The sequence below is a fragment of the Pseudomonas sp. PDM10 genome (assembly GCF_014852295.1).
Classification (GTDB): domain Bacteria; phylum Pseudomonadota; class Gammaproteobacteria; order Pseudomonadales; family Pseudomonadaceae; genus Aquipseudomonas.
On record NZ_JACVBJ010000005.1, the window covers coordinates 501,222 to 518,301 of the forward strand.

The 17,080-nt window shown below is 59.2% G+C and carries 12 protein-coding genes; 7 read left to right on the forward strand and 5 right to left on the reverse strand.

The features are described 5' to 3' along the window. The first annotated feature begins 36 nt into the window (after window positions 1–36). The 3 genes from IB252_RS19875 (at window position 37) to IB252_RS19885 (ending at window position 5,274) form a co-directional block, all read left to right on the forward strand. On the forward strand, window positions 37–3,633 hold the full coding sequence (locus IB252_RS19875; RefSeq protein WP_225607499.1) for a DUF6543 domain-containing protein: 3,597 nt from the start codon (window positions 37–39) through the stop codon (window positions 3,631–3,633). Window positions 3,634–3,718: 85 nt separating this feature from the next. Further along, window positions 3,719–4,024 carry a PsiF family protein gene (locus IB252_RS19880; protein ID WP_111449226.1) on the forward strand — a complete coding sequence of 102 codons (306 nt, stop codon included), beginning with the start codon at window positions 3,719–3,721 and terminating at the stop codon, window positions 4,022–4,024. Window positions 4,025–4,260: 236 nt separating this feature from the next. Then, window positions 4,261–5,274 (forward strand): AI-2E family transporter, encoded by a 1,014-nt coding sequence (locus IB252_RS19885; protein WP_111449225.1) that lies wholly within the window; start codon window positions 4,261–4,263, stop codon window positions 5,272–5,274. 205 nt (window positions 5,275–5,479) lie between these two features. Here IB252_RS19885 and IB252_RS19890 read toward each other — a convergent pair whose 3' ends face one another. After that, window positions 5,480–6,754: an Hsp70 family protein gene (locus IB252_RS19890; RefSeq protein ID WP_111449224.1), complete on the reverse strand. Its 1,275-nt coding sequence runs from the start codon at window positions 6,752–6,754 to the stop codon at window positions 5,480–5,482. Between the two features lie 289 nt (window positions 6,755–7,043). Between IB252_RS19890 and IB252_RS19895 the strand changes: the two genes are divergently transcribed. The 4 genes from IB252_RS19895 (at window position 7,044) to IB252_RS30450 (ending at window position 13,730) form a co-directional block, all read left to right on the forward strand. After that, a complete protein-coding gene (locus tag IB252_RS19895) occupies window positions 7,044–7,991 on the forward strand; it encodes a DnaJ C-terminal domain-containing protein (protein ID WP_074873327.1) in 948 nt (315 codons plus the stop codon). A 23-nt stretch (window positions 7,992–8,014) separates the two neighbouring features. After that, on the forward strand, window positions 8,015–8,320 hold the full coding sequence (locus IB252_RS19900; RefSeq protein ID WP_111449223.1) for a chaperone modulator CbpM: 306 nt from the start codon (window positions 8,015–8,017) through the stop codon (window positions 8,318–8,320). 335 nt (window positions 8,321–8,655) lie between these two features. Beyond that, window positions 8,656–13,437: a dermonecrotic toxin domain-containing protein gene (locus IB252_RS19905; RefSeq protein ID WP_318652732.1), complete on the forward strand. Its 4,782-nt coding sequence runs from the start codon at window positions 8,656–8,658 to the stop codon at window positions 13,435–13,437. Then, window positions 13,386–13,730: a hypothetical protein gene (locus IB252_RS30450; RefSeq protein WP_318652733.1), complete on the forward strand. Its 345-nt coding sequence runs from the start codon at window positions 13,386–13,388 to the stop codon at window positions 13,728–13,730. Before IB252_RS19905 ends, IB252_RS30450 begins: the two co-directional genes overlap by 52 nt. A 103-nt stretch (window positions 13,731–13,833) precedes the next feature. Here the strand turns inward: IB252_RS30450 and ureC are convergent, their stop codons facing one another. The 4 genes from ureC to IB252_RS19925 form a co-directional block, all read right to left on the reverse strand. Continuing rightward, window positions 13,834–15,534 (reverse strand): urease subunit alpha, encoded by a 1,701-nt coding sequence (gene ureC / locus IB252_RS19910; RefSeq protein ID WP_111449221.1) that lies wholly within the window; start codon window positions 15,532–15,534, stop codon window positions 13,834–13,836. Window positions 15,535–15,695: 161 nt separating this feature from the next. Beyond that, window positions 15,696–16,004 carry an urease subunit beta gene (locus IB252_RS19915; protein WP_109627750.1) on the reverse strand — a complete coding sequence of 103 codons (309 nt, stop codon included), beginning with the start codon at window positions 16,002–16,004 and terminating at the stop codon, window positions 15,696–15,698. Continuing rightward, window positions 16,004–16,537, reverse strand: coding sequence for a GNAT family N-acetyltransferase (locus IB252_RS19920; protein ID WP_111449220.1), 534 nt, complete (start codon window positions 16,535–16,537; stop codon window positions 16,004–16,006). The genes IB252_RS19915 and IB252_RS19920 overlap by 1 nt, the downstream gene beginning before the upstream one ends. Window positions 16,538–16,543: 6 nt before the next feature. Next, window positions 16,544–17,077 carry a GNAT family N-acetyltransferase gene (locus IB252_RS19925; protein WP_192410003.1) on the reverse strand — a complete coding sequence of 178 codons (534 nt, stop codon included), beginning with the start codon at window positions 17,075–17,077 and terminating at the stop codon, window positions 16,544–16,546. Window positions 17,078–17,080 lie beyond the last annotated feature (3 nt).

Here is a 17,080-nt window from a genome sequence, read left to right on the forward strand (position 1 = left end):
CTGGAAGGCATCCCGGTTCGTTACTATCACCTGACGATGCTGGACACTCGGCTGCACGGCATTGTGCTGATCGCCGGTGATCTGGACGCTGCCGGTGCAGGGAGGCGACTCATTGCCTATGTGCCGAACGACCCCGATCATCCGTTGAAAGAGTATGCGTCGCTGGGCGAGTTCGCGCTCGAACTCACCCGCCAGTTGCGCGACGCGGGCCAGGCGCCCACTCGTGAAGGCTTCCCCAACAGGCGCAGTTATCAGCAGTTCTTCAGCCGCTTTGTCGCCCATCAGCAACGCGGGCATTTCTTTGCCGAACTTAACAGCAAACTTGTCGTGATCACCCGGCATGAAAAGGAATGGGGCGTGGACCTGCCTGTCTGGCGAGAAACTGCCGTGGATAACCCACGCCTTCGTTTTGGGACCCTGAAGTTCGAAGAGGATAGCGAAACCCGTTTCAATGGCGACCTGTGGGTTTATCTCTACCAGGTCCAACAAAACAAAATCCTCAACGACGCACGGGAGATGGTGATTTCCACCGCCGATGCCGACCGCATGGAGCGTTGGGCCTGGTTCGACAACTTGGAGAAGATGCTGTCCGACGTTCTCAATGCCGCATTATTGGTCGTGACGCCGTTCGTGCCTTTTCTGGGCGAGGCGATGATGGCTTACATGGTTTATCAATTAGTCAGTGAAGTGGTCGAAGGTGTCGTTGACCTGGCCGAAGGTGTTTATCTAGAGGGGGCCGAGCACCTGATCGGCTTCGCTGAAAGTTTGATCCAGTTGGGCACGTTCGGCGCGGGCATGAAGCTCGGATCGGAGGTGGTGCTACCCAAGCTTTCTTCGTTCATCGAAGGGAGCAAGCCGGTCACCCTGGCCAACGGCGACAAGCGTCTATGGGGACAGAACCTCGAGGCCTACCAGCGCGATCTTATGCTGTCCGCCGATTCAAAACCCGACGATCAATGGCTGCATCGGCATGAAGGCAAGCCGATCCTCAATCTCGATACGCGCTACTTCGAACTCAATAAAGACCCGCAGACTGGCAAGCACCGAGTGCAACATCCAGCCCGGCCGGACGCGTATCAACCGGTGGTCGAGAGTAATGGAGAAGGCGCCTTCGTGATTGAAGGAGAGCAGCCGCATTTGTGGGATGACGATACGTTGATGGCGCGACTCGGCCAGTCAATGAAAGGGTTGGCGGACGCATACGGCGACATTCGAACGGTCAGTCGCAGCGACGTCAACGCGATCCGCCGGATGTATGTCGACAAGGAGCGCGCTTTGCCCTTGCTGAGCGATACCGTGACGCGCTTCCGGATCGACCACGATATTCAGACATTTATTGAGCAGATTGGCAGTGATCATCCGCAAGACTATTTAAAAGCCGACCCCGCCTTTCAGTTCCGGTTGCTCGATGGCGTATGGCCCGGTAGGGCAATTGAGCTGGTGGGCGCTGACGGTCAGGTCCTTGAGGTGATTGGCCGTGCCGACGCGTCACCTGTTCGGATACGAAAGGATCGCTTGATCGACGGTGATTTGCTTAAAACGCTGTTAGCCCACCTTGATCAAGCTGAAACAAAAACACTGATGAACAACGAGTTCGGCGCACCGGTATTGGCCGCCGAGGTGAACGCGCGACAGCTGCGGCTTGAACTGGCGAAACTTGCCAAAAACAGGCGTACAGGGCTGTTCGAGGCGCGCTACCGTCAGCTTGAAAATGCCCGAAGTGCGAAGAGTGCCTTGGTGCGAAATATCCAGGACCGAGTGCCGGATTTGCCGGGCACCGTTGCGCAAGAGTTGCTGGCGATTGCCTCCCCCGAGGAGTTGCAGGATATCGCACGAGCGAAACTGTCCGACAGATTGGAAAACCTCGCGCGCTGGGCTCTTAGGGACGTACGAAGTGCCCGGGCTTATGAAGGGCTGCATCTGAAGTCAGTCGACAATCCTGATACCCGCAGGCTGGCCTTGCACTCGCTGGAAAACCTGCCCGGCTGGAATCCTGACGTGCGAATCGACGTTCACCGGTTCGAGTTGGGAGGTGCGTTGCTGGACAGCATTGGCAAGGAAGATGCCGCCATTCGACGCACCATCGTCGAACGGGAAGACCTGACCTTCCAGGCCTATGACGATGAGGGCAACGCCTTGAATGCCGGGTCGGACTTTTATTCATCGATCCTGCAGGCACTACCGGACGCCGAGCGTAATGCCCTGAACATTCACATAGGGCAAGGACGGCAACTGAAAGAGGCGATTCGTAACCGGGCATTGAAGCCTTATCGGCTCCTGAAAGTCCTTACAGACCTTCCGGTGCTTGACCCGCTCACTTTCGATCCGCAGGTCATGCGCCTGCGTGGTGGCGCGCCGACCGGCGAAGGTGAGGCGGTCGTGTTGCAGGCGATTGGGGATCTTTATCCGGAACATGTTGCAGGTGCGTTTGGTTCTTCCGTCTCGTCCTACGCAAAGTATGACTACCTGCGTGGCTTGAAGCTGATAAAGGACAATTTCGAAGAGCACTTTTCTTCTCTTCGGCAGGCGTTGTATAACGCCAACACCGCCGAAGATGCGCAAGCCAATGCAAACGTCGTACAGAGCATCGAAGCGTTGCCGGACCTGAAGAGGCTGATGCTGGACGAGCAATTCAAGTCATTGATTGAGCAGATGTTCACCGGGGATGGCCTGATCCCGCTGCCCGAATCCGAGCGCAACCTGGCCATCAATGCCCGAAATCTGGAGCGCACCGGCCGGACGGATGAGTATCAGGCGCTGTTACGTTCAGTCCGGGAAAACGCTGTAACGCCAAGCCCTGAATTGGCCGATTTGCGCAGCTATGGCGAGTGGCTGTTCAGTGATGTCGTGACGTCCGACGAACCGATTGAGGTTTCGCCGCCAATCATGGAGAACCTGAAAATGGCACAGCGTGCAATCTGCCGCACCAAGGAGCTTATCCCCCTGTCCGGCAATCAATTGCCGAGCATGTGGGAGAAGGGCGGTTCGGCGATTGCGAAGATCAAGGGGCTTAGGGAGCTGAACCTGGAGGAAGGTGGTTTCACCGCAAAACTGACCATCGCTGAAGCGGCTCGTAAAGCCATTGAAATCAAGGGCGGCAATTGCTCGGAAAACTCGAAAGTGACGTTTTCGATCCTCGCCAGCCAGCCCCGGACATCGAGCATTCACATCGTCAAAGCCTCTGACTTCGATCATCAATATGTGGTCATTGGCGACTTGGACAATCCCGGGACTCTGGTCGTCGCCGACTCCTGGCCGGAGTTCCCCGCGGCGCATCTGGCGAGCAAGGGCTACTTCGAGTTCGAAATGCCGCCGGTGGAGACACTGGCGCCCGGTCCGGCCGTCAGCGAATACAACTTTATCAATGAGGCGCCACCAGGCCCGGCGACGTTGCCTGTTGTTTCCGAAACGAACACGTTCAGGCAGATAAAAATGAACAAGCTGTACACATCCGGGGCGTACGCCCAATGGACATCATTAAAAGAGTTAGGCCAAACCTACCGTGTGGAGGACGGCACTCCGGTTTCATTCGAGCGATTGCCTGCCTCGGTCATTGAAAATCGGGTTGAGGCTTATCGCAACTACTTGAAAGCGTTCGACGACATCCTGCGTGCGCAGGAGGATGCTGAATAATCGCTGGCGGATGAAGCGGTAACAGGTCTTGTCTACACTACCCTTGAGGTCGCGCCGCTCGGCGCGACAACAAGGAGAAAACTTCATGAAGATGTTGCGTGTCCCTTTGTTGATGATCGGTCTGCTGTTCTGCGCCCAGGGCTTTGCCGCCACCGAGCAACAGAACAAGATGACCACCTGCAATGCTGACGCCACCGCGAAAAGCCTCAAGGGAGACGAACGCAAAGCGTTCATGAGCAATTGCCTCAAAGCGGCCCCGGCCGCCAATGACGCAAAAACCCTTACCCCTCAGCAAGAGAAGATGAAAACCTGCAACGCCGATGCCGCCACTCAGGCGTTGAAAGGCGATGCGCGTAAAGCCTTCATGAGCGAATGCCTGAAGAAAAAATAAACATTGGGCGGCAAGATGTGGGGGCTGAGAGGGTCTCATCGCGAGCAGGCTCACTCCCACATTTGTCCTGCGGACACAGATCCATTGTGGGAGCGAGCCTGCTCGCGATGGGGCCGGCAAGGGCACTGAAAAAAGCCGCCACCGCCCCCACTAAGGTCGACCTACACAATCCCTAGTGCTGGCATCGGAACGCTGGCAGACTGCCAATCCTTTTACGCCGTTCGTTTTGAGGCTGTATGCCAACGTTTTCTCAACGCCAAGTCTTGCAACTCATCAGTTGGGTCATCATTTTCGGCGGTTTGTTGCTGGTGATCCCGCTGCGATTACTGCCGAGTTTGCTGGCCGGCCTGCTGGTGTTCGAACTGGTCAACATGCTCACCCCACAATTGCAGCGCCTGATCGAAGGGCGGCGTGCGCGCTGGCTGGCGGTGGCGTTGTTGGGAACGCTAGTGGTCAGTGTGTTGACGCTGATCTTTGCCGGTGCTTTCAGCTTTCTGCTGCATGAAGCGGAAAACCCCGGCGCTTCTCTCGACAAATTCATGCACGTGGTTGATCGGGCGCGCGGGCAACTGCCGCCGTTCATCGACGCCTATCTGCCCGCCAGCGCCGCCGAATTCCGTGTGGCGATTGGCGAATGGGTGAGCAAGCACCTCAGCGACTTGCAACTGGTGGGCAAGGACGCGGCGCACATGTTTGTGACGCTGCTGATCGGCATGGTGCTGGGGGCGATCATTGCCTTGCAGCGCGTGCCGGACGTGACCAAGCGCAAGCCATTGGCCGCCGCGCTGTTCGAACGCTTGCACCTGCTGGTCCAGGCGTTTCGCAACATCGTGTTCGCCCAGATCAAGATTTCCCTGCTCAACACGTTCTTCACCGGGATTTTCCTGGCGGTGGTCCTGCCGACGTTCGGGATCAAGCTGCCGCTGACCAAAACCCTGATCGTACTGACCTTCCTGCTCGGCCTGCTGCCGGTGATCGGCAACCTGATGTCGAACACCCTGATCACCATCGTCGGTTTGTCGCTGTCGATCTGGGTGGCCGTGGCGGCGCTGGGTTACCTGATTTTTATCCACAAGCTCGAATACTTTCTCAACGCGCGCATCGTTGGCGGGCAGATCAGTGCCAAGTCGTGGGAGTTGCTGCTGGCGATGCTGGTGTTCGAGGCCGCGTTCGGCCTGCCGGGGGTGGTGGCGGGGCCGATTTATTACGCGTACCTGAAGAGTGAGTTGAAGCAGGTAGGGATGGTTTGATCCGCTGCTGATCTACTGTGGCGAGGGGATTTATCCCCGTTGGGTCGCGAAGCGGCCCCCCTTATCCAAAAAAGAAGGGGCCGCTTCGCAGCCCAACGGGGATAAATCCCCTCGCCACAGATAAATCCCCTCGCCACAGATAAATCCTCTTACCACAGATAAATCCTCTTACCACAGATAAATCCTCTCACCACAGGGTGTCAGGTCAGTCCATGTTGCCGTAGCGCTTCATCGCTTCAATCGCCAAGCCGCTGCCGATGCTGCCGAAGATGTTCCCTTCCACATGCCGCGCGTTCGGCAACATCGCCGAGACGCTGTTGCGCAGTGCCGGAATCCCGCTCGAACCGCCGGTGAAGAACACCGTATCGACCTGATCGACTCGCACATTGGCGTCGTTCAACAGCTGGGTCACGCTGTTACGCACGCGCTCCAGCAAGTTGTCGATAGCCGATTCGAACAGTGCCCGGCTCAGCTCCACACTCAACCCCGGTTCGATGCGGTCCAGCGGCACATGGCGGCTGTCGGCGTGGGTCAGCTGGATCTTGGTTTCTTCCACTTCCATGGCCAGCCAATGGCCGGCGCGCTGGTCGATCAGCTTGAACAGGCGATCGATGCCGCCGGTGTCTTCGATGTCGTAACGCATGCTGCCCAGCGCCAGGGTCGACTTTTGCGAGTACACCGAGTTGATGGTGTGCCAGGTCGCCAGGTTCATGTGGTGGCTGGTCGGCATGTAGGCGCCGCTCTTCATCCGGCTGCCATAGCCGAACAGCGGCATCAGGCCTTGCAGGCTCAGCTGCTTGTCGAAATCGGTCCCGCCGATGTGCACGCCGCCGGTGGCGAGGATGTCATCGTGGCGATTGTCGTGGGTACGGCGTTCAGGGGACAGGCGCACCAGCGAGAAGTCCGAGGTACCACCGCCGATGTCGACGATCAGCACCAGCTCTTCTTTTTCGATGGTCGACTCATAGTCGAAGGCCGCCGCAATCGGTTCGTACTGGAACGAAACGTCCTTGAAACCGATGGCGCGGGCCACGTCCACCAGCGTGTTTTCGGCTTCCTGGTCGGCCATTTCATCGTCATCGACGAAGAACACCGGACGACCGAGCACCACTTCATCGAACTCGCGACCGGCGGCGGTTTCGGCGCGCTTCTTCAGTTGGCCGATAAACAGCCCGAGCAAATCCTTGAACGGCATTGCCGTGCCGAGGACGCTGGTGTCGTGCTTGATCAGCTTGGAGCCCAGCAGGCTCTTGAGCGAGCGCATCAGCCGGCCTTCATAACCTTCCAGGTACTCGTGCAGCGCGAGGCGGCCGTACACCGGGCGGCGTTCTTCCATGTTGAAGAAGACCACCGAAGGCAGGGTGATCTTGTCGTCCTCCAGCGCGATCAGCGTTTCCATGCCGGGGCGCAGCCAGCCGACGGTGGAGTTGGACGTGCCGAAGTCGATACCACAGGCACGGGCTGGAGATGCGTTTTTCATGTCTATCGAGTTCCGGTTAAAAAACGGCCGCGCAGTGTATGTCAGTGCGGCGCAGATTCGAAGGCCGACTATCCGCTAAATCTCCGCGATTAGCGCCTTGATAAGACGGCCAGATGCCCCAAACTTGTCTGCATTGGCCCTGGCAGCCCTCGGACGGTCGCAAGAACCGCCCACTGCTGCCGAAAAACTTCTGATGCGCTGCCACCTTGAGATCGATCAACCTGGCGGCTGCCAAAGAGCGCATGCTGCCGGTAGTGGCGCGATATCGATAACGGATGGTGATCCTTAGATGGACTTCAAAGACTATTACAAGATTCTCGGTGTGGAACCGACCGCGGACGATAAGACGATCAAGGCCGCCTATCGTAAGCTGGCGCGTAAATATCACCCGGATGTCAGCAAGGAAAAGGACGCCGAGTCCAAATTCAAAGACGCCTCGGAAGCCTATGAGGCGCTGAAAAGCGCCGACAAGCGCGCCGAATACGACGACTTGCGCAAATACGGCCAGCACGGTCAACCGTTCCAGGGCCCGCCGGGTTGGCAGGGGCGTGGCGCAGGTGGTTTCGGTGGTGGTCAGGACACGGGCGATTTTTCGGACTTCTTCAGTTCGATCTTCGGCAACCGTGGCCCTGGTTTTGGGGGTGGACAGTCAGGCCGCAGCGCCGGGCGTCGAGGGCAAGACGTGGAAATGGAACTCGGGATTTTCCTGGAAGAAACCCTTTCGAGCGAATCGAAGAAGGTTACTTTCCAGGTGCCGCAGTACAACGCTGCCGGCCAGCATGTCAGCAACACCAGCAAAAGCCTGAACGTGAAGATCCCGGCCGGCGTGGCCGACGGCGAGCGCATCCGCCTCAAAGGCCAGGGTGCTCCGGGCACGGGTGGCGGGGCCAATGGCGACTTGTTCCTGATCATTCGCTTTGCGCCGCACCCCAAGTTCGACGTCGAAGGCGAGAACCTGATCATTACCTTGCCGCTGGCGCCGTGGGAGTTGGCATTAGGTACTGAGGTGGCAGTGCCTACCCTGACAGGCAAGATCAACCTCAAGATCCCGGCCGGCAGCCAGAACGGCCAGCGCATGCGCGCCAAGGGCCACGGTTTGCTGAACAAGGCCGGTCATCGCGGTTATCTGTTTGTACAGCTCAAGGCCGTCATGCCTAAAACCTCGGACGACGAGGTCAAGGCGCTGTGGCAGGAACTGGCGAAAAAAGCGGCTTTCAACCCGAGAGAAAACTTCTGATCCAAGAGACGGAGTAGCCCATCATGAGCAACCCCCTGATCGTTCAACTGGACCTGGCAGAGTTCTGCGAGGCGACCGACCTGCCGGACGTCTACGTGATCGAAATCGTCGAGCACGGCATCCTCGAACCTCAGGGCAAGCAGCCCAAGGATTGGCGTTTCAACGATTACGAGTTGGTGCTGGCCAAGCGTGCCGCCAAGCTGCGGCGCGACCTTGAGCTGGAATGGGAAGGCGTCGCCCTGGCGCTGGACCTGCTGGAAGAGGTCCAGCAACTGCGGGCCGAGAACCGCATGCTCAAACAGCGGTTGGCCCGGTTAGTGATCGAGTAGTTCAACATAAAAGATCTGGCCTTCTCGAGATTGATACTCTGTTAGTTGATGTATCGGAAAGGCGTGGCGCATATCCATCTCTTTAATATTCGAATGATTATTCAAGCATTGCCCGGAGCGTTCAGCAGGTTTTTAGTCTTTTGTTTTATTGGGCGGGATTTAAGCTGAGGGCTTATCAAGTTGTTTTGGATTGTCAGTTTATGGATGAGTTACAGGATGTAAGCGATGTTTCAAGTTCGCCAGTTTTACCGGCGAACAACAACGGTGTTCATTATGAACGTATCGTTCAGGCACTTCCTCCCGCTATAACAGCGACCCCGCCGGTCAGGATGTCGTTGCTCGCCAGCACCTCGGTCCCGACACCGGGCTGGTACCTCAAGGCTTCCGCAATCGATCGGCAATACCTCAAGGAACTGATCGACAAACGCTGGTTGTTGCAGCGGTTGGTGGATGCACCGTTGCAAGACCTGCAACAGGACATCAGGGCGTTTGCCAAACCCTTGCTGTCGTTGTCGATGAGTTCGAACTTCAACAGCCATGAGGACGTCAGCCAACTGACCGTTAAGCTGTATGTGCCGGACCGGATCATCTTCGGTATCGATCGCGGCGCCAGCCATCTGCGCGAGTCCAGCCTCCTGGACGCGGCGCTGCATAATTTCGAGGAGCCGGAAACCGCCGCCGATTATTTCCGGACCGGCTCCGGGGTCTATCGCAGCAACTTCAGGGGAGAACCGTCGCTGATACCGTCGATGACGGTGAGTAAAATCGCCGCGCTGTGTCGTCGGCTAGACCTCGGCGGGCAGTATCAAGCGCATCTGCAAGCCCGGCTGCTGCCGGCCGATGCGCAGAAAAGGCAAACCCTGGAACGGCACGGCGCCGCCAGTGAAAAGGCGGCGTTCGAACTGGCCTCGCTGATCGCCCTGCTGAAAGACGACATCAGTTCCAATGCCTACGGGGTGCTGCGCCAGGTCCGCGAGCATACAAGCGATATCCGTTTTCACCATCGGCCGCTGCACCCGCATCGGTTGTCGCTGATGGGGTTCAAGTTGCACGGTGTGGTGTTGTTCAGCGCCGAGGGCGATGCGGGCCTGATCCAGGCGGCGGTGGAGGCCCTGGCCCCTGACGTGCGGGCTTCCTGGCTCGACTGGTCGAGCGTGTTGTCGACGATGTCACCGGGTCGCGACCTGGACAAGTTCAAACTGCTGCAGGCGTTTTTCGCCAATGGCCCGGCCGGGGTCAGCGAAGAGATGCTGCGCCAGCGTGACATCTACCGGCAAAGCCGCTTGAGCGGCCCGGTGATTGCCTATGTGCCGGACGACCCGCAGCACCCGCTGAAAGAGTACGCCTCGCTGGCGGACTTCATGAAAACGCTGATCCGCCAACTGCGCGAGCCGGACTATCAAGCGTTCTTCAGCCGCTTCGTGGCGCACAAGGACCAGGGCCGGTTCTTTGCCCGGGTCCGCGAGCGCCTGAGCCGGATCACCTGGCAGCAGCGCGAACCGCTGGACATGGGGCCCTGGTGGCGGGAAACCGCGGTGGAGAACCCGAATGCCGAACCCGTCACCAACCGACTGTCGGGTGAGCTGTGGCCGCAGCTGTATCGGCTCAAGCGCGACAAGGCACTCAGCGACGCACGCGCAATTGCCGTCCCGACCGGCGATGAGGACGCCGCCACGCGCTGGAAGCGCCTGAGCAGCTACCTGGACATCGGCTGGAACGTCTTCAATTTTGCCGCGATGTTGGTGCCGGGGCTGGGCGAAGCCATGCTGGCGCTGATGGTGGCGCAGATGGCCGCCGAGTTGCTGGAAGGCATCGAAGACTGGAGCAAGGGCGACCGCGACGAGGCGTCGGCGCACATCAACGGGGTCATCATCAACTTTGCGCAACTGGCCCTGATGAGCGCCGGGCACGTGATCCCGCAGGCGGCCCGGCTCCCGGTCAAACCCAGTGCGCTGATCGACAACCTCAAACCGGTGGAACTGCCCACGGGCAAGACCCGCCTGTGGAAACCGGACCTGACGCCGTACGAGCATCCGGTGACGCTGCCGACCGAGGCCAAACCCGATGACCTGGGGCTGTATCGACACAACGATCAGCAATGGCTGCGCCTGGAACAAAAGCATTACCAGGTGCGCCAGGACCCGGCGACGGGCGAGCATCGCCTGCAACATCCGACCCGGCCCAACGCTTATCAACCGGCGGTGGAGCATAACGGCGCCGGCGCCTGGAAAGCTGAAACCGAGCAACCGCTGGCTTGGGACACGACTCGCCTGATGCGTCGACTGGACGACTCTTTGGAGGATTACTCGGCCGCCACCCTGGCCAAAATCCAGAAGGTGAGTGGCGTTGAAGAGGGCGTGTTGCGCCGGCTGCATGCCGAGCATGAAACGCCGCCGGCGCTGCTGCGCGATACCCTCAAACGCTTCAAAACCTACGCCGACGCGGAACGCTATCCCGAGCAAATCCTGTCGAATCAGGTGCCGGAGGAGATGTCCGGTTTTCTGCCGGCGACTCTGGTCGAGCTGCCACGCTGGCCGGAGTCCCGAGCCCTGGAAGTGTTCGAAGGCGATGATCGCACCGGGGTGTCCGTCAAACATGGCAACGCCATGGCCACTGGACCACAAAGCATCAAGATCAGCCGCTCGGAGTTGGTGGCCGGGAAACTGCCTGAGCGAGTGATTGACTCCCTGAACCCGACCGAGCTGCGGGAAATGCTTGGCCAGCAGGTCGCCAATGACACGCCCTCACGGATCGACGCGCTGCGCAGCCGATTGGCCATGCAGGCGCGCAAACAACACAAGCGCCTGTTCGACGCGCTATACAAGAGCCGCGATGTGTCCGACAGCGCGCAGGTGCGTTTGCTGGTGGACGATTACCCGCAACTGCCCGGCAGCGTTGCGCAAGAATTACTCGACAACGCCGAGCCCGCCGACCTGAAACACCTGGCCGAGAAACAGCGCCTGTCGCTGCGTTTGCGCCAGCAGGCACGCCGGGCCCAGGAGCGCGTGCGCTTGAACCGGGCGTATGAAGGGCTTTACCTGGATGAACTGGAAAGTACCGATACTCGCCGGCTCGAACTGGCCACGTTGGCCAGCCTGCCCGGATGGTCGACGCAAGTCCGGATCGAAATTCGTCATTTGGGATTTTCCGGGGATCTGCTCGCAAGCGTAGGGGCGGCGGATGCGCCGATCCGTAAAGTGCTGGTGCGGGACGAAGACGGCCTTTACCAGGCGCGTGACGCGAGTGATCACCACCTGCACGGCACCGACGACCTCTATGCCTCGGTGTTGCATGCCCTGCCGGATACCGAGCGCAACGCGCTGGGTTATGACATTCACGAAAGTGCACGGCTCAAGGATGCGGTGCGGCGTTCACCACTCAGCCACGAGCAATTCGAACCGATCCTGCTTGAGCAGCCGATTCGTAAACCGTTGTACGACTCGCAAACCATGCGCTTGCCAGGCGGCATGTTGGGGTATTTGCGTGAGCTCGCTGGCGGGCGTGGGGAGCAAAGTTCGCAGGCGCGGATCAGAAAGCTCTACCCCGCTTTCACGGAGGAAGAAACCACTGCGTTGCTGGAGCGTTTCAACCAACAAGGGATTCCGGTCGACATGCAGCTCGAAGAGCTTGAACTTGAGTTCGAACGGTTGAATTCAACGCTGAAGCGATGGGTGAATTCGCCGACCCGGGATTTTCGTTTGAGTCCCAGTGGCGTCGGGGAGTGGAATGCCAGGAATCAATTCGCCCGAAAAATCAGGCAGTGCTGGCAGCGTACGGGGCCAAAACAGTTTGACTCGTTCGGCAATGTGGTTGGGCAGAAGCTCGACCTGAGCAGCTTTCCGCTGAACCTGCATTTCAAAAAAATGCCGGCGCTGGAGGGCAATTTCGACCATGTCACGTACCTGAAACTATATAACACCGGTATTACCGATGCGGAACAGTCCTTTCTAAAGCCGTTTCGCAAGGTGCGAGCCCTGGACCTTGGTCGCAATAAACTGACCACTTTGCCGCGACACATCGCCGACATGCCGCACCTCAATTTCCTCGAACTCACGGGAAACCGGATTGTACTGAAGCCCGCCGATGTCGAAATGCTCGGCCGTTGCACGAAGCTGCAAACACTGGCGCTGGCCGGCAATCCGTTGAGTCTGCTGCCGAACATCAGTCGCATGCCCGACCTGCACACACTGCTTCTGTACGACACCGGAGCGACCACCTGGCCACCGGGGCTGTTCGACCTTCCGCGCCCCCGGCATATCTATCTGGACCTGCAGCGCAACCTGCTCACACACATACCCGAAGTCACGTCAGGTTCGGTCGACGCGGAGTTGCTGGCACGTACGTTGCTCAGCCGCCAACCGCCCTTTATGTCCCCCGAAAACCTGGAGCTGCTCAGGGAATACATCAGGTCAACAGGACTGGACCCTGACCGCCCGTATCCACCCCGGGGCGTGCGTGACACCCTGGACTGGCAACAAGGTATTACCTTTGACGAGTGGGTAGAGAAACAAAAGCTCTGGGATGCGCTTGAAGACGAGTTCAACTCGACCGGTTTCTTCGACGAGATCAGGCGCCTGACCCAATCGGCGGACTTCACCGCCGGTGGCGCCTATCGAACTGATCTGACGGCCAAGATGTGGCGGATGATCGAGACCATGGCCAGGGACGCTGAACTGCGCACGAAGTTTTTCACCGAAGCTTCTATGCGCACCCAATGCGTGGATGGCGCGACCCAGCTATTCAATGTTCTGGGGGTTGATGTGCTGGTCCAGGAAGCCCTTGAACTGGGCAACCCCAGTTTGACTGAAGCGCAGTTGATCGAGTTGGCCAGGGGTAAGAGCCGCCTGGATGAAATCGAGCGAATCGCCCGTCGCCATATCATCGACCGCGAGGCCGCGGGTGAACGTTTTCGACGTGTCGACGGCCAAGGCAATGTCAGCGGAACCATTGACGAGGTCGAGGTTCACCTCGCGTTCATGACGGACCTGGCAGAACGGTCTTGGGGCTGGAGGAGGGTGATCTGCTGCGTGATTCGATTGCCGAGCAGCCATTTTGGCGGACCTATGTGCAGCGTTCGAATCGCGCACGTTTCAGGGCGTTTGATCGCAAGACGGTAGCGACGACCGAGTTCAAGGTTGCTCTTGACGAACGAGCCTCCCGCACGGACCTGACACTGGAAGAGCGAGAGAAGCTGAAGGAAGAAATAAGGATACTGGCCGCCGAACTCGGTAAACCTGAAAGTGCCTTTGCGCCGGGGCAAGTCGTGACCGATGAAGCGTTTGCCGCCGAGCTTGACCTGATCAAGAAGGAGCGTGAAACCCTTCTCAAACAACTGACTCAGCAAGCCATGGACCGGGCAAAACTGCAACGGGTTGAACCTCCGCTCTTTACGGTGGACACCAAGAGCTGACCAGCTGCTGGCTGAAACCCCCGCTTCAAGAAACGGGTGATACAACAGAAAAACCCTGAATGCGTGTTGGCGCACTCAGGGTTTTTTCTTGTGCCTTGAACCTTCAGAACAGGAAATAGCGCTGCGCCATGGGCAACACGTCAGCCGGTTCACACCACAGCAGAACCCCGTCGGCCTTGACCTGATAAGTCTGCGGATCGACGTCGATGTTCGGCAGGTAATCGTTGTGGATCAGGTCGGTTTTCTGCACCTCGCGACAGCCTTTGACCACGGCGATTCTTTTCTTCAATCCCAGCGCTTCGGGCAATCCGGCGTCTTGTGCCGCCTGGCTGATGAAGGTCAGGCTGGTGGCATGCAATGAGCCGCCGTAGCTGGCGAACATCGGGCGGTAGTGCACCGGTTGCGGTGTGGGGATCGACGCGTTCGCATCGCCCATCAGGCTGGCGGCGATGGCGCCACCCTTGAGGATCAGCGTCGGTTTGACGCCGAAAAATGCCGGACGCCAGAGCACCAGATCGGCCCATTTGCCCACTTCCACCGAACCCACTTCATGGCTGATGCCATGGGTGATTGCCGGGTTGATCGTGTACTTGGCGATGTAGCGTTTGGCGCGGAAGTTGTCGTTGCCTTCGCCGTCACCGGGCAACGGGCCTCGCTGCTTTTTCATCTTGTCGGCGGTCTGCCAGGTGCGGGTGATCACCTCGCCAACGCGGCCCATGGCCTGGCTGTCGGAGCTGATCATCGAGAACGCACCGAGGTCGTGGAGGATGTCTTCGGCGGCGATGGTTTCGCGACGGATGCGGCTTTCGGCGAAGGCCACGTCTTCGGCAATGCTTGGGTCCAGGTGATGGCAGACCATCAGCATGTCGAGGTGTTCGTCGATGGTGTTGCGGGTGAACGGCCGGGTCGGGTTGGTGGAACTCGGCAGCACGTTGGCAAAGCCGCAGGCCTTGATGATGTCCGGCGCATGACCGCCGCCCGCACCCTCGGTGTGATAGGTGTGGATGGTGCGGCCCTTGAAAGCAGCGAGGGTGGTTTCGACGAAACCGGACTCGTTGAGGGTGTCGGTGTGGATGGCCACTTGTACATCGTACTGGTCGGCGACGTTCAGGCAGTTGTCGATGCTGGCCGGGGTGGTGCCCCAATCCTCGTGCAACTTGAGGCCGATGGCACCGGCCTTGACCTGTTCGATCAACGGCTCCGGCAGGCTGGCGTTGCCCTTGCCGGTGAAGCCAATGTTCATCGGGAACGCATCGGCGGCCTGGAGCATGCGCGCCAGGTGCCACGGGCCGGACGTGCAGGTGGTTGCATTGGTGCCCGTGGCCGGGCCGGTGCCGCCGCCGATCATGGTGGTGACGCCGCTCATTAAGGCTTCTTCGATCTGTTGCGGGCAGATGAAATGGATGTGCGTGTCGATGCCACCCGCGGTAAGGATCATGCCTTCACCGGCGATGACTTCGGTGCTGGCGCCGACTGCGATGGTCACGTTCGGCTGGATGTCCGGGTTGCCGGCCTTGCCGATGGCGGCGATGCGCCCGTCCTTGAGGCCGACATCGGCCTTGACGATGCCCCAGTGGTCGATGATCAGCGCGTTGGTGATCAGCGTATCCACGACCTCTGCAGCGAGCAATTGGCTTTGACCCTGGCCGTCGCGGATGACTTTGCCGCCGCCGAATTTCACTTCTTCACCGTAGGTGGTGAAGTCTTTCTCGACTTCGATCCACAGCTCGGTGTCGGCCAGACGGACCTTGTCACCGACGGTGGGGCCGAACATGTCGGCGTAGGCCTGACGGGAAATCTTCATTGCAGTTCCTTGCACAAATTTATTGTGGCGAGGGGATTTATCCCCGTTCGGCCGCGTAGCGGTCGTAAATCTGCCACATCGGTTTATCCGCAATAGCTCATTGGCTGGATGGCGGGTGCTTCGCACCCGAACGGGGATAAATCCCCTCGCCACAGGGTCGGTCAGTCGAGGTCACCCATGATCCGCCCGGCAAACCCGAACACCCGGCGATGCCCGGCCAGGTCTACCAACTCGACCTCGCGGCTCTGCCCCGGCTCGAAGCGCACGGCGGTGCCGGCGGGGATGTTCAGGCGCATGCCGCGGCTGGCGGCGCGGTCGAAGGTCAGGGCGTCGTTGGTTTCGAAGAAGTGGTAATGCGAGCCAACCTGGATCGGCCGGTCGCCGCTGTTGGCCACCTTCAGGCTGACGGTGCGGCGGCCCACGTTGAGTTCGATATCACCGGGCTGGATCTGGTATTCACCGGGAATCATCAATGGGCTCCTTGGAGAATCTTGTAGTAGAGGGCAGTCGGTTTGTACTGGCCGCTCGGGTCGCAGGCATAGTCGGGAATTTGACCGGCCTTGGTGTAACCCAGGGCTTTGTAGAAGTCTTCGGCGGGGGAGCCGGCCTCGGTGTCGAGGTAGAGCATGCCGCGCTTGTGCTGAAGGGCGGCTTGTTCCAAAGCACTCATCAACTGTTGGCCCAGACCGCGGCGACGCGCGTGTTCACGTACCAACATTTTTTGCACTTCAGCGCGGTTCAGGCCATTGGCTTTCTGGCACAGGGTCAGTTGCACGCTGGCCTGTACCTGTTCGTCCTTGACCACCACCCACAGCAGCACGTTGCCCTTGTTCAGGTTGTCCTGAACATCATCGAAATAGGCACGGGCCTGGGTGGCGTCCAGATCGGCCATGAACCCGACGCTGGCGCCATAGCCGACGGCGTCGAGCAGCAGATCAATCAAACCCTGACGATAGTGCGCAAAGCTTTCAACATTGACGCGGCGCAGTTGGGCGGCGTTCATGGCAAATTACTCCTTGTTGGCGGTCGGCGGCTCCGCGCCAGGATTGAGGGTCAGTTGCATAAAAGTCAGGTCCAGCCAGCGACCGAACTTGGTGCCCACCTGGGGCATTTGGCCGGTCGTCACGAAACCGGCTCGTTCATGCAGGCGAATAGAAGCGGTGTTACCGCTTTCGATGGCGGCGACCATCACATGTTTGTCGCAGCCTTTGGCGCGCTTGATCAACGCGGTCATCAATTGCGGGCCGAGACCATTGCCACGCTGATCGCTGCGCACGTAAACCGAATGCTCGACGGTGTGACGGAACCCGTCGAACGGCCGCCAGTCACCGAATGAAGCGTAGCCCAGCACCGTGTTGTCGCCGTCGACAATCACCAGAATCGGGTAGCCCTGGGATTGGCGGGCGCTGAACCAGGCCTGGCGGTTACCCAAATCCACGGCCTGTTCGTTCCAGATGGCCGTGGTGTTGAGCACGGCGTCGTTGTAGATGTCGCGGATCGCCGGCAAGTCGGCGTGCGCTGCATCGCGGATGTGATAAATCATGGC